This window comes from Kitasatospora sp. NPDC085895 (assembly GCF_040702125.1).
GTDB lineage: Bacteria > Actinomycetota > Actinomycetes > Streptomycetales > Streptomycetaceae > Kitasatospora > Kitasatospora arboriphila.
Window position 1 is genome coordinate 12043 of sequence record NZ_JBFBJY010000092.1, and the last position, 17894, is coordinate 29936.

General features: G+C 72.7%; 17 protein-coding genes. 7 read left to right on the plus strand and 10 right to left on the minus strand.

From position 1 onward, the window contains the following. Nucleotides 1-295: 295 nt before the first annotated feature. The 3 genes from AB0442_RS35715 to AB0442_RS35725 all read right to left on the minus strand — a co-directional run bounded on the left by AB0442_RS35715 (nt 296) and on the right by AB0442_RS35725 (nt 3749). Nucleotides 296-979 carry a transglycosylase SLT domain-containing protein gene (locus tag AB0442_RS35715; RefSeq protein WP_363541314.1) on the minus strand — a complete coding sequence of 228 codons (684 nt, stop codon included), beginning with the start codon at nt 977-979 and terminating at the stop codon, nt 296-298. Between the two features lie 426 nt (nt 980-1405). Continuing rightward, a complete protein-coding gene (locus AB0442_RS35720; protein ID WP_363541315.1) occupies nt 1406-2740 on the minus strand; it encodes a PhoH family protein in 1335 nt (444 codons plus the stop codon). Nucleotides 2741-2954: 214 nt separating this feature from the next. After that, a complete protein-coding gene (locus AB0442_RS35725) occupies nt 2955-3749 on the minus strand; it encodes an isoprenyl transferase (RefSeq protein WP_344625815.1) in 795 nt (264 codons plus the stop codon). A 374-nt stretch (nt 3750-4123) separates the two neighbouring features. Between AB0442_RS35725 and AB0442_RS35730 the strand changes: the two genes are divergently transcribed. Continuing rightward, nucleotides 4124-5716 (plus strand): glycosyl hydrolase family 18 protein, encoded by a 1593-nt coding sequence (locus AB0442_RS35730; RefSeq protein ID WP_366167716.1) that lies wholly within the window; start codon nt 4124-4126, stop codon nt 5714-5716. A 130-nt stretch (nt 5717-5846) separates the two neighbouring features. On the opposite strand, the gene AB0442_RS35735 is transcribed toward AB0442_RS35730, so the two are convergent. Next, on the minus strand, nt 5847-6533 hold the full coding sequence (locus tag AB0442_RS35735) for a prepilin peptidase (RefSeq protein WP_366167717.1): 687 nt from the start codon (nt 6531-6533) through the stop codon (nt 5847-5849). Between the two features lie 111 nt (nt 6534-6644). On the opposite strand from AB0442_RS35735, the gene AB0442_RS35740 reads away from it, so the two are divergent. Further along, nucleotides 6645-7859, plus strand: a complete 1215-nt coding sequence (locus tag AB0442_RS35740) for a pyridoxal phosphate-dependent aminotransferase (RefSeq protein ID WP_366167718.1) — start codon at nt 6645-6647, stop codon at nt 7857-7859. Between the two features lie 144 nt (nt 7860-8003). Here AB0442_RS35740 and AB0442_RS35745 read toward each other — a convergent pair whose 3' ends face one another. Beyond that, the gene (locus AB0442_RS35745) at nt 8004-9845 is read right to left on the minus strand and encodes a phosphoenolpyruvate carboxykinase (GTP) (RefSeq protein WP_366167719.1); all 1842 of its coding nucleotides are present in this window, start codon (nt 9843-9845) and stop codon (nt 8004-8006) included. A 273-nt stretch (nt 9846-10118) separates the two neighbouring features. Here AB0442_RS35745 and AB0442_RS35750 point away from each other — a divergent pair, with 273 nt between their 5' ends. Further along, on the plus strand, nt 10119-10802 hold the full coding sequence (locus AB0442_RS35750) for a hemolysin III family protein (RefSeq protein ID WP_366167720.1): 684 nt from the start codon (nt 10119-10121) through the stop codon (nt 10800-10802). Here the strand turns inward: AB0442_RS35750 and AB0442_RS35755 are convergent. Beyond that, nucleotides 10773-11075, minus strand: coding sequence for a hypothetical protein (locus tag AB0442_RS35755; protein ID WP_366167721.1), 303 nt, complete (start codon nt 11073-11075; stop codon nt 10773-10775). The genes AB0442_RS35750 and AB0442_RS35755 overlap by 30 nt on opposite strands. Nucleotides 11076-11263: 188 nt before the next feature. On the opposite strand from AB0442_RS35755, the gene AB0442_RS35760 reads away from it, so the two are divergent. Further along, nucleotides 11264-11995: a hypothetical protein gene (locus AB0442_RS35760; protein WP_366167722.1), complete on the plus strand. Its 732-nt coding sequence runs from the start codon at nt 11264-11266 to the stop codon at nt 11993-11995. 7 nt (nt 11996-12002) lie between these two features. Here the strand turns inward: AB0442_RS35760 and AB0442_RS35765 are convergent, their stop codons facing one another. Together AB0442_RS35765 and AB0442_RS35770 are read right to left on the minus strand one after the other, a co-directional pair. Further along, nucleotides 12003-12866 carry a GNAT family N-acetyltransferase gene (locus AB0442_RS35765; protein ID WP_366167723.1) on the minus strand — a complete coding sequence of 288 codons (864 nt, stop codon included), beginning with the start codon at nt 12864-12866 and terminating at the stop codon, nt 12003-12005. A gap of 40 nt (nt 12867-12906) precedes the next feature. Continuing rightward, nucleotides 12907-14937, minus strand: coding sequence for a thioredoxin domain-containing protein (locus AB0442_RS35770; protein WP_366167724.1), 2031 nt, complete (start codon nt 14935-14937; stop codon nt 12907-12909). 46 nt (nt 14938-14983) lie between these two features. Here AB0442_RS35770 and AB0442_RS35775 point away from each other — a divergent pair, with 46 nt between their 5' ends. Beyond that, a complete protein-coding gene (locus tag AB0442_RS35775; protein ID WP_366167725.1) occupies nt 14984-15310 on the plus strand; it encodes a hypothetical protein in 327 nt (108 codons plus the stop codon). Here AB0442_RS35775 and AB0442_RS35780 read toward each other — a convergent pair whose 3' ends face one another. Then, complete coding sequence (locus AB0442_RS35780; protein ID WP_030273631.1) at nt 15311-15502, minus strand: hypothetical protein; 192 nt, start codon at nt 15500-15502, stop codon at nt 15311-15313. A 61-nt stretch (nt 15503-15563) separates the two neighbouring features. Beyond that, a complete protein-coding gene (gene mca, locus AB0442_RS35785; protein ID WP_344625802.1) occupies nt 15564-16433 on the minus strand; it encodes a mycothiol conjugate amidase Mca in 870 nt (289 codons plus the stop codon). Nucleotides 16434-16584: 151 nt separating this feature from the next. On the opposite strand from mca, the gene AB0442_RS35790 reads away from it, so the two are divergent. Further along, entirely contained in the window at nt 16585-16998 is a 414-nt protein-coding gene (locus tag AB0442_RS35790; RefSeq protein ID WP_363541332.1) for a DUF4307 domain-containing protein, read from the plus strand. Between the two features lie 292 nt (nt 16999-17290). Beyond that, a complete protein-coding gene (gene greA, locus AB0442_RS35795; protein WP_363541333.1) occupies nt 17291-17788 on the plus strand; it encodes a transcription elongation factor GreA in 498 nt (165 codons plus the stop codon). The last annotated feature ends 106 nt before the right edge of the window (nt 17789-17894 follow it).

Genomic DNA, 17894 nt, shown 5'->3' on the forward strand with positions numbered 1-17894 from the left:
CCACCGTGGAGAAGGTGACGAATCAACGTGAAACGGATGGTTTCGGTCGTCCTCGATCGGGGAGGACTCCGAACACAGGACCAACTGCCGGCGGACCGGCCGGTGCCGGAGGTCCAGGACCCGCTCCGGCGCCCCGCGTCCGCATCGAGCCGCACCGCCCGTGAGCGCCCTGGTCAGCGCCGCCCGGGCGGCGCGGCCCGCCCTCGGGGCCGCGCCCCGCGGAGGGCTCCCGGCACGCGGAAGGCCCCCGACCGGAGCGGTCGGGGGCCTTCGACGCACAGCTGTGGCGGCAGGATCAGTACCAGTGGTGGGACTGCCAGAACGACCAGGCGCCACAGGGGCTGCCGTAGCGGCTGTTCATGTAGTTGAGGCCCCACTTGATCTGGGTCGCCGGGTTGGTGCGCCAGTCGTCGGCGACGGAGGCCATCTTGGAGCCCGGCAGGGCCTGCACCAGGCCGTACGCGCCGGAGGACGCGTTGGTGGCGGTGTAGTCCCAGCCGCTCTCGCGCTTCACGATCTCGCTGAAGCAGGAGAACTGGTTGGCGTCGCCGATGATCTGGGCGGCCATCGCCTGGACCGAGCCGGCCGGGACCGCGGCGAGGGCGGTCCGCGCGGCGGCGCGGTTGGCGGCCTCCTCGTCGGCCTTGCGCTTCGCCTCTTCGGCGGCCTTGGCGGCCTTCTCCGCGTCGGCCTTGGCCTGCGCGTCGGCGGCGGCCTTCTGGCGCGCGGCCTCCTCGGCGGCCTTCTTGGCGGCCGCGTCGGCGGACACCTGCTGGGCGCTCGCCTGGCGGGCGAAGTTGTCGCTGATGGTCTGCGCCTGGGCGCCGGAGGGCACATCGGCGAGCAGCGTGGCGCTCGCGACGTCGACCGTCTGCGTGGTCGTGCCCTCGCTGCCCGAGGCCGCGCCCACGACCGCACCGACAGCGGTGACGGCGGTGGCGGAGGCCACAGCAACTCCCCGGACCGAGATCCGAGTCACATGGTTTCCTTCCGGCGGCGACCGCGCGTGACCGTACGGACGCAACATGCCCCTTGCCGCTCGCCTCCGTCGGTGCTGGTCACGGGAGACACTGGCCCGGCTGCCGGGCCGAGCGGGCTCGGAACGGCGTGGTGAACGGGCGGCGTACGACTCATCGGTGTTCAGTTGTGTGCCCGCCGACCGGAGTTGCCGGGCGTGATTCTGCCGTACGCGGGGCCTGACAGAACCCTCACCATGCCGCACCGGGACGTGTCTACGCAATTCCCGGTTGCGTGGCGGATCTCACAATCTTCGCGAGCTGGGCGTTTGCCCGAAAGGTCGTCGACGACCCGTCGGACCCGGTGACAGATCGAGGGGCCTGCCGGTATGCGGCAGGCCCCTTGACGGTCATTCATACTGATTTGTCCGCTTTTGTCACTGCCGTTCCTACGGCTGGATGTCCTCCAGCATCTCGGTGACGAGGGCGGCGATCGGCGAGCGCTCGGAGCGGGTCAGCGTGATGTGGGCGAACAGCGGATGCCCCTTCAGCTTCTCGACCACCGCGACCACGCCGTCGTACCGGCCGACCCGCAGGTTGTCGCGCTGGGCGACGTCGTGGGTGAGGACCACCCGCGAGCCCTGGCCGATCCGGGACAGCACCGTCAGCAGGACGTTCCGTTCCAGCGACTGCGCCTCGTCCACGATCACGAAGGCGTCGTGCAGCGACCGGCCGCGGATGTGGGTGAGCGGCAGGACCTCCAGCATCCCGCGGGAGATGACCTCCTCGACCACGTCCGGGGTGGTGACCGCGGAGAGGGTGTCGAAGACGGCCTGCGCCCACGGGCCCATCTTCTCGGCCTCGCTGCCCGGCAGGTAGCCGAGCTCCTGGCCGCCGACGGCGTACAGCGGGCGGAACACCATCACCTTGCGGTGCTGCCGGCGCTCCAGCACGGCCTCCAGGCCGGCGCACAGTGCCAGTGCCGACTTGCCGGTGCCGGCCCGGCCGCCCATCGAGACGATGCCGACCTCGGGGTCGAGCAGCAGGTCGAGGGCGACCCGCTGCTCGGCGCTGCGGCCGCGCAGGCCGAACGCCTCGCGGTCGCCGCGCACCAGGCGCACCCGCCCGTCGTGGGTGACCCGGCCGAGGGCCTTGCCGCGCTCCGACTGCAGGACGAGCCCGGTGTGCACCGGGAGTTCGGCGGCGCCGTCGACGTCCACCGCGGCGTCGTGCGGCGCGCCGAAGAGCGCGTCGACCTGGTCGCCGGGGATGTGCAGCTCCGTCATGCCCGTCCACCCGGAGGTGATCGCGAGCTCGGCCCGGTACTCCTCGGCGAGCAGGCCGACCGAGCTGGCCTTGATCCGCAGCGGGAGGTCCTTGGAGACGACGGTGACGTCGTACCCCTCGGCCTGCAGGTTCCGCGCGACCGCCAGGATGCGGGTGTCGGCCTCGCCGCCGCCGGCGCGGTAGCCGGCCGGCAGGATCGACGGGTCGGAGTGGTTCAGCTCGACCCGGATGGTGCCGCCGAGCTCGCCGACCGGGATCGGCTCGTCGAGCCGGCCGTGGCGGATCCGGTAGTCGTCGAGGAGGCGCAGCGCCTGGCGGGCGAAGTAGCCCAGCTCCGGGTGGTGCCGCTTGGCCTCCAGCTCGGTGACCACGACCACCGGCAGGACGACCTCGTGCTCCTCGAAGCGGCTCATGGCGAGCGGGTCCGCCAGGAGCACGCTGGTGTCGAGAACGTACGTGCGCCGGTCTGGTGTCCGGCGGCTCTTGGAACTGACCACTAGGCCTCCAGAGCGGATGACCCAGCGTCACCCGCGGCTCACCGGTCCCCGCGACCCCGGTGGCCGGGGTACCGGTCTGACCGGTATATGCCCCGGTGGTGGCCCCTGCATACCCCCGGGCGTGAACTCGGGGGTCACAACAGGAGCACGTTTTGGGGTCGTGGCCTGCGGGTATTTCGTTTGACCCGGCGTCAGTGCCGTCCGGTCGAGGGGCTCAGAGGCCCATGCGGCGGTTGCGCAGCTGGAAGTCGCGCAGCGCCCGCAGGAAGTCGACCTTGCGGAAGGCCGGCCAGTACGCCTCGCAGAAGTAGAACTCGCTGTGGGCGCTCTGCCAGAGCAGGAAGCCGGAGAGCCGCTGCTCGCCCGAGGTGCGGATGACCAGGTCGGGGTCGGGCTGGCCCTTGGTGTAGAGGTGCTCGGCGATGTGCTCGACGTCGAGGATCTCGGCGAGCTGCTCGATCGAGGTGCCGCGGTCGGCGTGCTCCTGGAGCAGCGAGCGGACGGCGTCGGCGATCTCGCGGCGGCCGCCGTAGCCGATCGCGACGTTGACGGTGACGCCCTCGATGTGGGCGGTGTCGTGGGCCGCCTCCTTGAGGACCTGGGAGGTGCGCGGGGGCAGCAGGTCGAGCGCGCCGACCGGGTTGATCCGCCAGCGGCGGGCCTCGGCGAGGCCGCGGACGGCGTCCTCGATGATGCCGAGCAGCGGGACGAGCTCCTCGGCGGGCCGGGAGAGGTTGTCGGTGGAGAGCATCCACAGGGTGACGACCTTGACGTGGGTCTCGTCGCACCAGCCGAGGAACTCGGCGATCTTGTCGGCGCCGCGCTGGTGGCCCTGGGCGGTGGTGCCGCCGGTGGCCTTCGCCCAGCGGCGGTTGCCGTCGAGGATCACGCCGATGTGGCGGGGGGTGTTGTCGAGGTGGACCTCGACCCGCCGGCCGTACAGCCGGTAGGCGTTGTCCAACAGGGTGCGCAGACCCGGCGTGCGCTCGACGACATCGCGCAGACCCATGTTCCTCGGCCCCTCCGTGCTGGTTCGCCGCTCGCCCACCTGGTGCGGAATACCTGGCGCAGCCTACTCCGGCGGTGTGCGTGGAGGTAAAGCCGCAGGTACCGATGGGGTCACGGCTTCGCCCCGGGAGCGTCCCGGGGCGAAGCGGGCCGCTCGGACACGATCCGGTCTCCGCTTCCTTAAGCCAGCCGTAAGACGGCGTAAAGCCGCCGTCCGCTTCTTGACGCCCGGCATTGGTCTAGTCCAGCTTGTGAGCGAGGGCACACCGGAGCCCTTCCCGTACCTCCGCGGCCCCAGCCGTCCCTCCCCCACGCGGAGCCGCCGCGCCCCCCACCGCGGCGGCTCCCCCCTTCCTTCCTTCCAGGAGCCCGCCCATGGCCCGTCACCTCGCGCAGCCGTCCCACCGGCGGCGCCGCTCCAAGCTCCCGGCCGCAGTCGCCGCCGGCACCACGGCCCTCGCCCTGGCCGGCGCCGGCCTGGCGCTGACCGCCGGCGGGGCCGGCGCCGCCGTCGGCAACCTGGTCACCAACGGCGGTTTCGAGGCCGGCAACCTGTCCGGCTGGACCTGCACCGGCACCGCGAGCGCCGTCTCCTCCCCGGTGCACGCCGGCTCCTACGCGCTGACCGCCGCGCCGAGCAGCGCCGACACCGCCGAGTGCACCCAGACCGTCAGCGTGCTGCCGAACACCAGCTACACCCTGGCCGGCTTCGTGCAGGGCCCGTACGTCTACCTGGGCGCCCGCGGCACCGGCTCGACCGACCCCTCGACCTGGTCCAGCCAGAGCAGCTGGAACCAGCTGTCCACCACCTTCACCACCGGCGCGAGCACCAACAGCATCACGCTCTACGTGCACGGCTGGTACGGCCAGGGCGCCTACAACGCGGACGACATCACGCTGACCGGCCCGGGCGGCACCGCCACCCCGACCGGCACCCCGACCTCCGCGAAGCCGAGCACCTCCGCCTCGCCGACGTCCTCGCCGACCTCGTCCCCGACCTCCTCGCCGACGAGCTCGCCGACCTCCAGCCCGACGTCGAGCCCGACCTCCTCGCCGACGCCGCCGAACGGCAACCTGCCCAAGCACGTGCTGACCGGCTACTGGCAGAACTTCGACAACGGCGCGCCGGTGCAGAAGCTGCGCGACGTGCAGAGCGCGTACGACATCATCGCGGTCTCCTTCGCCGACGCGACGGGCACGCCCGGCGCGATCAGCTTCACCCTGGACCCGGCGCTCTCGTCCAAGCTCGGCGGCTACACCGACGCCGACTTCAAGGCGGACATCGCCGCCAAGCACGCGGCCGGCAAGCGCGTCGTCCTCTCGGTCGGCGGCCAGAACGGCGCGATCAGCGTCGCCAACGCCTCCGCGGCGGCCAACTTCGCCAACACCGCCTACGCGCTGGTCCAGCAGTACGGCTTCGACGGCGTCGACATCGACCTGGAGAACGGCGTCGACCCGACGTACATGTCGCAGGCGCTGCACACCCTGCAGTCCAAGGTCGGCGCGAACTTCGTCCTGACCATGGCCCCGGAGACCATCGGGATGTACAGCACCGCCGGTGCCTACTTCCAGCTGGCGCTCAACACCAAGGACATCCTGACCGTCGTCAACACCCAGTTCTACAACTCGGGCGGCATGAACGGCTGCGACGGCAAGGTCTACACCCAGGGCACGATCGACTTCATCACCGCCCAGGTCTGCACCCACATCCAGGGCGGCCTGCGGCCCGACCAGGTCGGCATCGGCGTCCCGGCGTCCAGCCAGGCGGCGGGCGGCGGCTACGTCAACTCCACCGTGGTCAACAACGCGCTGGACTGCCTCGCCACCGGCACCCACTGCGGCAGCTTCGTCCCGCCGGCGAAGTGGCCGACCATCCGCGGCGCGATGACCTGGTCCACCAACTGGGACCTCAAGAACGGCAACGACTTCTCCACCAACGTGGGCGCCCACGCCCACGCGATGCCGTGACCCGCACGGGGCGCGCCGCCTCCTGAGGGTGGGGGCCGGCGCGTCGCTCAGGAGCCCGCCGTACTGCTGGGGTACGGCGGGCTCCGCCCATGTCCGGGCCGGGCCCGGCGCGCCGGACGCGGACGGGCCGTCAGGCCGCGGCCAGCACCGCGAGCAGGGCCCCGGCCAGCAGCGGCGGCCCGAACGGCAGGGCGTCCCCGCGGCCGGCCCGCCGGGTCAGCAGCAGAACGGCCCCCCAGACCCCGCCGAGCAGGAAGGCGGCGAAGACCCCGCCGGCCACCGCGCCCCAGCCGTACAGGCCGAGCACCGCGCCGAGGCTCGGCGCCAGCTTGGCGTCGCCGAGGCCGATCGGCAGCAGCAGGGCGAGCCCGCCGTACAGCAGACCGAGTGCGGCGGCCGCCAGCAGGCAGCGCAGCAGCACCGCCGGCCGGTGGTCGGCGAGCGGCAGCAGCACCGCCGTCCCGGCGAACAGCGGCAGGGTCAGTGCGTCCGGCAGCCGCAGCACCGCCGCGTCGACGAAGCCGAGCACCACCCCGAACAGGCCCACCCAGCAGAACAGCGGGGCGCTGCCGGCGTCCGCCGCCGTGCCCAGCGCGGCCCCGACCGCCACCGCCACCGCCTCCACCGCGCCCGGCCGCGGCCCGGCCGCGGCCTCACCGCAGCCCGCGCAGCGGCCGGTCGGCCACCTCCCCCACCTGCCCGCCGGACAGCACTGCCGCAACGGCTCCCCGTACGGCACCGCATGGCGCACCGCGACGGCGCGCAGCAGCGGCGCGGCGGCCAGCCCGAGCAGCGCACCGGCCCATGGCTCGATCATCCCGCCCCCTCGTCGGTCCTCCCGATCCTGGCGCGATCCTCGCGCAGCCGGTGCGGTCTGTGGCGTGGAACACGTGATGATCCCCGTAACGGCGCCGTAAAGTAGGCAGGCATGCAGGTCATCCAGTCCAGCAAGCTCGCCAATGTCTGCTACGACATCCGCGGCCCGGTGCTCGACGAGGCGATGCGGCTGGAGGACCAGGGCCATCGCATCCTCAAGCTGAACACCGGCAATCCCGCCGCCTTCGGCTTCGAGGCGCCGCCGGAGATCCTCCAGGACATCCTGAAGAACCTCTCCTCCGCGCACGGCTACGGCGACTCCAAGGGCCTGCTCTCCGCCCGCCGGGCCGTCGTGATGCACTACGAGGAGCGCGGCCTGCACGGCCTCTCGGTCGAGGACGTCTTCCTCGGCAACGGCGTCTCCGAGCTGATCCAGCTGGCGATGACCGCGCTGCTCGACGACGGCGACGAGGTGCTCGTCCCCGCCCCGGACTACCCGCTGTGGACGGCCTCCGTCTCGCTGGCCGGCGGCACCGCCGTGCACTACCGCTGCGACGAGCAGTCCGAGTGGTACCCGGACCTCGCCGACATCGAGGCCAAGGTCACCGACCGGACGCGGGCCATCGTGGTGATCAACCCGAACAACCCCACCGGCGCGGTCTACCCGCGCGAGGTGCTGGAGGGGATCGTCGAGATCGCCCGCCGGAACAAGCTGGTGGTCTACGCGGACGAGATCTACGACAAGATCCTCTACGACGACGCCGAGCACGTGCCGCTGGCCACGCTCGCGCCGGACCTCTTCTGCGTCACCTTCAACGGCATGTCCAAGGCGTACCGGGTCGCGGGCTTCCGCTCCGGGTGGATGGTGCTCTCCGGCGACCGGCACCGGGCCGCCAGCTACATCGAGGGGCTCACCGTGCTCGCCTCGATGCGGCTGTGCGCCAACATGCCGGCGCAGCACGCGGTGGCCGCGGCGCTCGGCGGCCGACAGTCGATCAAGGACCTGGTGCTGCCGGGCGGCCGGCTGCTGGAGTCCCGGGACACCGCGTACCGGCTGCTGAACGAGATCCCGGGCATCAGCTGCGTGAAGCCCAAGGGTGCGCTGTACGCGTTCCCGCGGCTGGACCCGCAGGTGTACAAGATCAAGGACGACGCGCAGATGGTGCTGGACCTGCTGCGGTCCCAGCGCATCCTGGTCGTCCAGGGCACCGGCTTCAACTGGCCCGACCCGGACCACTTCCGGCTGGTCACCCTGCCCCGCCCGGAGGACATCGCCGACGCCGTCACCCGCATCGGCGAGTTCCTGAGCGGCTACGCTCAGCCGTAACGGCGAACGGACGCTCGACACAAGCCAAGAGGGGCGCGTGGGGATACCCCATGCGCCCCTCTTGGCCTGCCCGTCAGGGCGAAGCGTTCGAGCAGCGCCGCCCCCCGGTGAGGAGGAGGGGCGGCGCTCCCTCAAACCCGGGCGTCAGCCCAGGCGCTTCACCAGCGCGCGGTACTCGTCCCAGAGCTCGGTCGGCGTGTGCTCGCCGAACATCTCCAGGTGGGCCGGGACCAGCGCGGCCTCCTGGCGCCAGATGTCGGCGTCCACGGAGAACAGCAGGTCGAGGTCGGACTGCGGGATGTCGAGGCCGGTGAGGTCGAAGCCCTCGACCTCGGGCAGCACGCCGATCGGGGTCTCGACGCCCTTGCCGGTGCCCTCCAGGCGCTCCACGATCCACTTGAGCACGCGGCTGTTCTCGCCGAAGCCCGGCCAGATGAACTTGCCGTCGCTGTTCTTGCGGAACCAGTTGACGTAGTAGATCTTCGGGAGCTTCGAGGCGTCGGCCTCGGCGCCGATCTTCAGCCAGTGGGCGAAGTAGTCGCCCATGTTGTAGCCGCAGAACGGCAGCATCGCGAACGGGTCGCGGCGCAGCTCGCCGACGGTGCCCTCCTGGGCGGCGGTCTTCTCGGAGGCGATGTTGGCGCCGAGGAAGACGCCGTGCTGCCAGTCGAAGGACTCGGTGACCAGCGGGACGGCGGTGGCGCGGCGGCCGCCGAAGAGGATGGCCGAGATCGGGACGCCGGCCTGGTCCTCCCACTCGGGGGCGATCGTCGGGCACTGCGCGGCCGGGACGGCGAACCGGGCGTTCGGGTGGGCGGCGGGGGTGCCGGACTCCGGGGTCCAGTCGTTGCCGCGCCAGTCGGTCAGGTGCGCCGGGGGCTGCTCGGTGAGGCCCTCCCACCACACGTCGCCGTCGTCGGTGAGCGCGACGTTGGTGAAGACGGTGTTGCCCCAGAGGGTGTCGATGGCGTTGGCGTTGGTGTCCACGCCGGTGCCGGGGGCGACGCCGAAGAAGCCGGCCTCGGGGTTGATGGCGTAGAGGCGGCCGTCGGCGCCGAAGCGCATCCAGGCGATGTCGTCGCCGATCGTCTCGACCTTCCAGCCCGGGATGGTGGGCTGGAGCATGGCGAGGTTGGTCTTGCCGCAGGCGGACGGGAAGGCCGCCGCGATGTACTTCGGCTCCGCCTCGCCCGTGGGGCCGACCGGCGGGGTGAGCTTCAGGACGAGCATGTGCTCGGCCAGCCAGCCCTCGTCGCGGGCCATGGTGGAGGCGATGCGCAGCGCGTAGCACTTCTTGCCGAGCAGGGCGTTGCCGCCGTAGCCGGAGCCGAAGGACCAGATCTCGCGGGTCTCCGGGAAGTGCGAGATGTACTTGGTGGAGTTGCACGGCCAGGCGACGTCGGCCTCCCCCTCGGCGAGCGGGGCGCCGACGGTGTGCACGGCCCTGACGAACTCGCCGTCCTCGCCGAGCTGGTCGATCACGGCCTTGCCCATGCGGGTCATCACGCGCATGGAGACGGCGACGTAGGCGGAGTCGGTGATCTCGACGCCGTACGCGGCCAGCGGGGAGCCGACCGGGCCCATGGAGAAGGGCACGACGTACATCGTGCGGCCCTTCATCGAGCCGCGGAAGAGGCCGTTCTCGCCCGCGAAGACCTCCCGCATCTCGGCGGGGGCCTTCCAGTTGTTGGTCGGACCGGCGTCCTCCTCCTTCTCGGAGCAGATGTAGGTGCGGTCCTCGACACGGGCGACGTCGGTCGGGTCGGAGGCGGCGTAGAAGGAGTTGGGACGCTTCTCGTCGTCGAGCTTCTTGAAGGTGCCCTGGGCGACCAGCAGCTCGGCGAGGCGGTGGTACTCCTCCTCCGATCCGTCGCACCATTCGATGCGGTCGGGCTGGGTCAGCTCGGCGATCTCGGCGACCCAGTCCAGCAGCTGCTGGTGGCGGGTGGGCGCGGACTCGGCGAGCGCAGACTTCAGAGGCGACACGTTCGCTCCGTTTCACACCATCTCGGCCAGGAGACGGCATCGCGGGGGTTTGAGGGTGGTTACACGGTAGCCCCGGACACCACCCCGCTTTGGTGCAATTCGTAGTACGTTCCGAAATCCTTACTACGAAATGTCCAAGAGAATGGGCGACATGGGTCGGATTCGGCCGCACCGGGACCGGCACTGAGACGTGGGTAACACTCCAGAATGTCCAAAAGTGATGATCGCCACTGACTACCTGGCAGTAACCTACGGTTCCGTAAGATGCTGCGCATGACTGCTGCGGACCTCACTGCGGACCTCGCCGCCGCCGGCGAAGCCCTGAAGCCCAAGTGGCGCGGCTGGCTCCACGCCGGCATGTTCCCCGCCTCGGTGGCGGCCGGGATCGTCCTGATCTGCCTGGCCGACTCGACGGCCGCCACGGCGGCGTGCGCGATCTACTCGGTGACCGCCTGGATGCTGTTCGGGGTGAGCGCGGTCTACCACCGCTTCACCTGGGGCCCGCGCGGCGAGGCGATCCTGCGCCGGCTCGACCACGCCAACATCTTCCTGATCATCGCGGGCACCTACACCCCGTTCACCATCCTGCTGCTGGACGGCGCCCGGCAGCAGCTGCTGCTCTGGGCGGTGTGGGGCGGAGCGCTGCTCGGCATCGCGTTCCGGGTGTTCTGGGTCGGCGCGCCGCGCTGGCTCTACACCCCGGTCTACCTGGCGCTCGGCTGGGCCGCGGCCTTCTTCCTGCCGGACTTCCTGCACACCGGCGGCGCCGCGGTGCTCACCCTGATGATCGTCGGCGGCGGCCTCTACAGCCTCGGCGGCGTGGTCTACGGTCTGAAGCGGCCGAACCCCTCACCCCGCTGGTTCGGCTTCCACGAGGTCTTCCACGCCTTCACCCTCGGCGCGTTCATCGTCCAGTACGTCGGCGTCTCACTGGTCGCGTACGGCGCGGCCGGCTGAGGACGCCCGCAGCTCCAGACGCTCCTGGGCCCGGCGGCAGCGCTCGCAGTGCGCCGCGCCGGGCCCTTCGCCGGTCGGCCGGGGGTGCGCCTTCGCGCGGAACTTCCGGCCGACGTGCGCCATCACCAGCAGCGTCTCCACCGCGGCCACCATCCAGACCGTCCGCGGCCCGCCGGCCAGGTAGCCCACGACGACGGCCAGCGCGGCCGACACCACCACCACCGCACCCCAGAACCGTGCACTCCGCAGCGCCATCGCCTCGCCTCCCGTCACATGACAGATCGTCAGATGCTCCTCCCCGCCCACGGTGACATGCTCAGAGCCTCCGGAGGCTAACTCCGCGTCAACACTGCGGCAACACCTCGTGCCGACCGGACGCTCCCCCTCCGAAACCTCCGTACGACGGCCCCGGACAAGGGCGGCACGCACACGGAACGCCCGCACGGCCGGCACCCGGCGCAGTGGACCACCGGCGCGGCGGGCACCCGGACACGCCGACGGGCGGCCCGGCCGGTCGAGGACCGGTCGGGCCGCCCCGGGGACGCACCCTCGGGCCGGCCGCGCCGGCCACCCTGCCGTACCGCGCCCTGATCCGGCCGCGCAGCGCCGTGGACGGGCTGATCGCCGCGATCTGCGGCCCGCAGGACTCCGGGCTGCACACGGTGGTGCACGTCGAGCGGATCCGGATCGACGCCCGCCGGCGGCCGGCCCGGCGGGACTCCCAGCACGCGCTACGCGCCCACCGCGACGGCGTCGACCGCTACCTCGCCATCCACCAGGGCGATCCCGGCGCGGACCCGGGGCGGGTGGTGCTGCGCGCCGAGGAGAACTGCCGGCCGGGCCGGATCCGGCGCGACCCGGAGCACGGCCTGCTGGTCGCCGAACTGCTGCTGGACCGCAGGCTGCGCACCGGTGACACCCACCTGCTCGGCTACGGCTTCGACGACGCGCCGTCCCCGACGCCGAGCTGCGAGTACGTCCGCGGCTTCAACGCCGGTGCCGGCCAGTACGTCCTCCAGGTCACCTTCGACCCGGCCGCGCTGCCCGTCCGCTGCCACCGCTTCGCCGTCCGGGCGCCGGGCGAGCGGCCGCACGAGTCGGAGGAGCTGACCCTGGACGGGCACCACAGCGTGCACCCGGTGGCGACCGGCCTGCCGCCCGGCCTGCTCGGCATCGGCTGGGACTGGGACTGACCGCCCGTCAGCCGCCCGTGAAGTCGAAGGCCACGTGGTCGGCCACCGGCCGGTAGCCGAGCTTCTGGTAGATCGAGTTGCTGACCGGGTTGGCGAGGTCGGTGTAAAGCAGCACCTCGGCGGCGCCGGCCGCCAGGGCGTGCGCCGAGGCGGCGGCGACGACCCCGCTGGCGTAGCCGCGGCCGCGCAGGGCGACGGGGGTGAAGACCGGGCCGATCCGGGACATCCCGGCGATCACCGGGCTGGCGCCGGCGAAGGAGACGGGGCGGCCGCCGTCCTCCCACACGTGCAGGCCGCCCTCGGCGAGCCGGCCGTCGACGTAGGCGCCGTGGTCGACCGGGTTGCTCTCGCCGATCTCGGCGAGGAAGGCGGCGCTCCACTCGACGAGCTGCTCCCGGTCGGCGGGCCCGGCGGGCCGCGCGGTGCCGGCGGGCACCGGTGAGGGCCCTTCCAGCCCGGCCAGCCGGTAGAGCCGCTCGTCGACGGCGGTCTCGGCGCGGACGACGCCTGCGGCAGCGGGCGGCCACGCCCGGGCGAACGCCACCGCGGCCGCCCGCTCGCCGGCCACCCCGGGTACCCGCGTGCCGCGGTCGTGCAGGGCCCGGGCGAGCTCGGCGGCCGCCTCGGCGGGCATCCGGCCGAGCCGCACCGGGTAGGGCGGGGTCTGTGCGAAGACACCCGCGACCGGGCCGTCCGGCGCGGCCCGCCAGTGGCCGAACACCGGGTCCCCGTCGCCGAAGGCGTGCCGGCCGCGCTTGGCGATCCGGTCCAGCAGGGTGAGCAGCACGGTGTTGTCGGCCGGGTGGGCGGCGAGGAAGGCGCCGGCTTCGGTACGGAGGGCGGCGGGGTCGTTCGTGAGGGTCCAGGTCATGCCCCATCCTGGCGCGGCCCGCGTCCCGTGCGCATTCGAATCAGCCGAGGCGCTCCGCGAGTTCGGCGGCGTCGGCGGTGGGGGCGTCGCAGCTGAAGCGCCGGCAGACGTAGGCGGCGGGACGGCCGGCGAGCAGCGGGCGGCCGGCCAGCAGCGGGACCTCCTTGCTGCCCGCCTCGCCGACCGCGACGACCGCGCCGGGGGCGGTGGAGAGCAGTGCGGTGCGGTGCAGTTCGGCGGTGGCGGGGTCGCCGGCCGGGCCGACCACGGCGACCTCGCGCGGGCCGTCGAGCAGGGCCTCGGCGACGGCGAGCCCCCAGCCGATGAACCGGGGGGCGCGGGTGCCGAGCGCGCCGACCACGCCGAGGGCCCGCTCGGCGGCGGTGCGGTGGCGCTCGGAGCCGGTGTAGGCGGCGTAGCCGAGCAGTGCGCCGGCGGCGGCCGTCCAGCCGGAGGGGGTCGCGTTGTCGGTCGGGTCCTGCGGGCGCCGGATCAGCTCCTCGGCGTCGTCGGCGGTGTCGTAGAGGGCGCCGGAGGCGGCGTCGGTGAAGTGGGCGAGGACGGTGTCGAGGAGCCCGCCGGCGAGGTCGAGCCACTCGGCCTCGCCGGTGACGGCGTACAGGGCGAGGAAGCCCTCGGCGGTGTCGGCGTAGTCCTCCAGGACGCCGGCGTTGGCGCCGGCCCGGCCGTCGCGGGAGGTGCGCAGCAGCCGGCCGTCGGCGGTGAGGTGGACGGCGAGCAGCAGGTCGGCGGCGCGTTCGGCGGCCTCGACGAGGTCGGGGCGCTCCAGCAGGGCGCCGGTCTCGGCGAGCGCGGCGATCGCGAGGCCGTTCCAGGCGGCGACGACCTTGTCGTCGCGGGCGGGGGCGGGCCGCTCGGCGCGGGCCTCGAAGAGGCGGGTGCGGATCCGCTCGTACGCCTCGGGGTCTTCGGGGTCGGTGAGCAGCTGGAGGACGGAGCTGCCGTGCTCGAAGGTGCCGGCGACCTCGAAGATCCCGGCGGCGAGGGCGGCGTCCTCGGGGCCGAGGGCGGCGGTGAGCTGCTCCGGGGTCCAGGCGTAGTAGGCGCCCTCGGCGGACGTGCCGGTGGCCGGGTCGGGCGAGTCGGCGTCCAGGGCGGAGGCGAAGCCGCCCTCGGGGGTGCGCAGTTCGCGGAGCAGGAAGTCGGCGGTGTCCAGTGCGGTGCGGCGGGCGCGGGCGTCGCCGGTGGCGCGCCACAGGTGGAGGTAGGTGCGCAGCAGCAGGGCGTTGTCGTACAACATCTTCTCGAAGTGCGGCACGACCCAGTCGGCGTCCACGGAGTAGCGGGCGAAGCCGCCGCCGAGCTGGTCGTACAGGCCGCCGCGGGACATCGCGTCGCAGGTGCGCGCGGCCATCTCCAGGGCGGCGGCGGAGCCGGTGCGGGCGTGGTGGCGCAGCAGCCACTCGACGGTCATGGACGGCGGGAACTTGGGGGCGCCGCCGAAGCCGCCGCGGCGTTCGTCGAAGCCGCGGCCGAGTTCGAGCAGGGCGGCGTGCAGTTCGGCCTCGCCGGGGGCGGGCAGCACGCCGGCGCCGGCGCCGTAGACCCGGGCGCGTTCCCGCAGTTCGGCGCGGATCCGGCCGGCGACCTCGCCGACCTCCTCGCGGCGGTCGCGCCAGGCGGCGGTGACGCCCTCCAGGACCTGCCGGAAGCCGGGCATGCCGTGCCGGGGCTCGGGCGGGAAGTAGGTGCCGAAGTAGAACGGTTCCTTGTCCGGCGTGAGGAAGACCGTCATGGGCCAGCCGCCCTGGCCGGTGGCGGCCTGGACGGCCTCCATGTAGACGGCGTCGACGTCGGGCCGTTCCTCGCGGTCGACCTTGACGGCCACGAAGTGCTCGTTGGCGTAGGCGGCGACGGCCTCGTCCTCGAAGGACTCGTGGGCCATCACGTGGCACCAGTGACAGGCCGCGTACCCGACGCTCAGCAGGACGGGCACCCCGCGTCGCTCGGCCTCGGCGAAGGCCTCGGGTCCCCAGGGCCACCAGTCGACCGGGTTGTCGGCGTGCTGGAGCAGGTACGGCGAGGTCGCGTCGGCGAGACGGTTCGGCATGGGCCCATCCTTGCGCATCCCCGCGCGGGTGACACACTGCCGCGTCGTGGAGCGACGACAGATCGGCAGCAGTGGCTGGTACGGCGTGCGGTGCGTGTTCCGGTGGACGGGCCGCGGTACCTACGAGGAGCGGATCACCCTGTGGCGGGCGACCTCGGCGGCCGGGGCCATCGCGCTGGCCGAGGCGGAGGCGGCCGGGTACGCCGAGGACACCGGTGTCGAGTACACCGGGCTCGCGCAGTGCTACGAGGCGGTGGACGTCCCCGGGCCGGGCGCGGAGGTGTTCTCGCTGCTGCGGGACAGCCCGCTGGAGCCCGACGCCTACCTCGACCGGTACTTCGACGACGGCGGCGAGCGGCAGCTCCCGGTGTGACTACTCCTCGGTGGTCTCCGGCTCCTCGGCGAAGTCGATCTTCTTGAAGCGGCTGTTCATGGACTTCAGCAGGAACCAGGTGGCGATGCCGAGGGCCGCGAAGACGACGAAGCCGAGCAGGCCCGGGGTGACCTTGTTCTGGTCGAGGGCGAGGTCCGCGGCGAGGTGGGTGAGGTTCACGGGGGTGCTCATCTCTCCATGGTGGCCCGGCCCTACACGGGCCGGGCCACCGGGGTGGTGCAGGGGGTCCGCGCTACTTGCGCAGGCCCGCGAACAGGTCGTTCTCGGGCAGGTCGGTGTCGACGTGCGAGCGGGCGAGCTCGTAGTCCTCGGTGGGCCACACCTCGCGCTGGATGTCCAGCGGGACGCGGAACCAGGGGCCGTCGGGGTCGATCTGGGTGGCGTGCGCGATCAGCGCCTTGTCGCGGATCTCGAAGTAGTCGTCGCAGACCACGCGGGTGGTGATCTCGCGCTCCTTGCGGCCGCTCTTCTCCCAGCCGGCGATCCACTCGCCGTACGGGGAGTCGTGCCCGTTGTCGGTGAGGTAGGCGTGCAGGGCGCGGATCCGGCCCATCGGGAAGCCGTGGTTGTAGTACAGCTTCTGCGGCTGCCAGGGCTCGCCGGCCTCCGGGTAGGCGTCCGGGTCGCCGGCGGCGTCGAAGGCCACCATGGTGATCTTGTGGGTCATGATGTGGTCGGGGTGCGGGTACCCGCCGTTCTCGTCGTACGTGGTGATCACGTGCGGGCGGAACTCGCGGATCAGCCGCACCAGGGTGCCGGCCGCCGCGTCCACGTCCTCCAGGGCGAAGCAGCCCTCGGGGAGCGGCGGCAGCGGGTCGCCCTCGGGCAGCCCGGAGTCGACGTAGCCCAGCCAGGCCTGCTGCACGCCGAGGATCTCCCGGGCGGCGTCCATCTCCTTGCGGCGCACCTCGTGGATGTTCTCCTCGACCCAGGCGTCGCCCTGCAGCTTGGGGTTGAGGATCGACCCCCGCTCGCCACCGGTGCAGGTGGCCACCAGCACGTCCACCCCCTGGGCGACGTACATCGCCGTGGTGGCGGCGCCCTTGCTGGACTCGTCGTCCGGGTGCGCGTGCACCGCCATCAGTCGCAACTGCTCGCTCAACGCCTGGTTCCCTTCCAGGTATGTCCGGTTCGTCGGGTCGGCTCCCCCGCCGCCTCCGGCGCGGACGTGCCCCTTCTATAGTGACGGACTGAGGAGCCGCTCCATTCCCTCCCCAGCCCGAGCGCGCCTCGTCGAAAGGACCGAGCCGGCCATGGACCCCAGTCGTACGACCACCGCCCTGCCGGAGGGCCGCTACAGCCGCCGCTCCGACGCCGAGGCGGACCGTCGGCTGCGGATCGCCGCGGTGGTGTGCGGCGTGCTGTTCCTGGGCGTGGTGGCCTGGCTGGGCGCCTCGTACATCCTGCGCGAGAGCGTGATCAGCGGCAGCGTGCCGGCCTTCGAGGCGGTCTCCGACCACGAGATGCAGCTGCAGCTGTCGGTCCGCAAGGAGTCGGGCACCGCGGGTGTCTGCACGGTGCGGTCGATGGCCGCGGACAAGGCCGTGGTGGGCCAGTACGACTTCCCGGTGCCGGCCGAGGGCAGCACCTGGTCGCAGGTGGTGACGCTGCGCACCACCGCCCGCGGGGTGACCGCGGAGCTGCTGGGCTGCACGCCCCGCCGCTGATCCGCCACCCGTCCGGGGGAGCCGTCCGGGCGGAATTCCCCTTTGCACATGCACCCTCCCCGGCGCATATTCGAGCGTACGGGCGGGCATCCGTACGGAGTGCCGCCGCCCCGCGGCAGTCTGCCGTGGCCGTGCCCGCGAGCTCCCCTCCCGCCGGGAGGCGGAAATTGTTAGGCTCGTGATTTCGCCCCTTCCGAGCCCCCGCGCCCGGGAGCGGGCGTTGCTTTGTAGTTACGACCGAACCTGCTGACGAACAACCCTCAGCACAGCCCAGTACCGACGAGGAGCACCCGTGACCCAGACCAGCGATGACGTGACCTGGCTCACTCAGTCCGGCTACGACCAGCTCAAGGCCGAGCTGGAGCACCTGACCGGCCCCTGGCGCATCGAGATCGCCCAGAAGATCGAGGCGGCGCGCGAGGAGGGTGACCTCAAGGAGAACGCCGGCTACCACGCGGCCAAGGAGGAGCAGGGCAAGTACGAGGCCCGGATCCGCCAGCTCACCCAGCTGCTGGAGCGCGCCAAGGTGGGCGAGGCCCCGGCCGACTCCGGTGTCGTCGCCCCGGGCATGGTCGTGACCGTCGCCTTCGACGGCGACGAGGACGACACCATGCGCTTCCTGCTCGGCTCGCGCGAGGTCGCCGGCGACGACCTGGACATCTACTCGCCGCAGTCGCCGCTCGGCCGCGCCATCAACGGCAAGAAGGTCGGCGAGGACGCCACCTACGAGCTGCCGAACGGCAAGCGGGCCGGCGTGAAGATCATCGAGGCCAAGCCGCATGCCGGCTGAGTCCGCGCGCACCCCGAGGGGCGGCCCCGGCGCGGGGGCCGGGGCGCCCCCCCGGGGGGGCCCGCCCCCCCCCCACCCCCCCCCCGAGCGGGGCGAGGAGGCACCA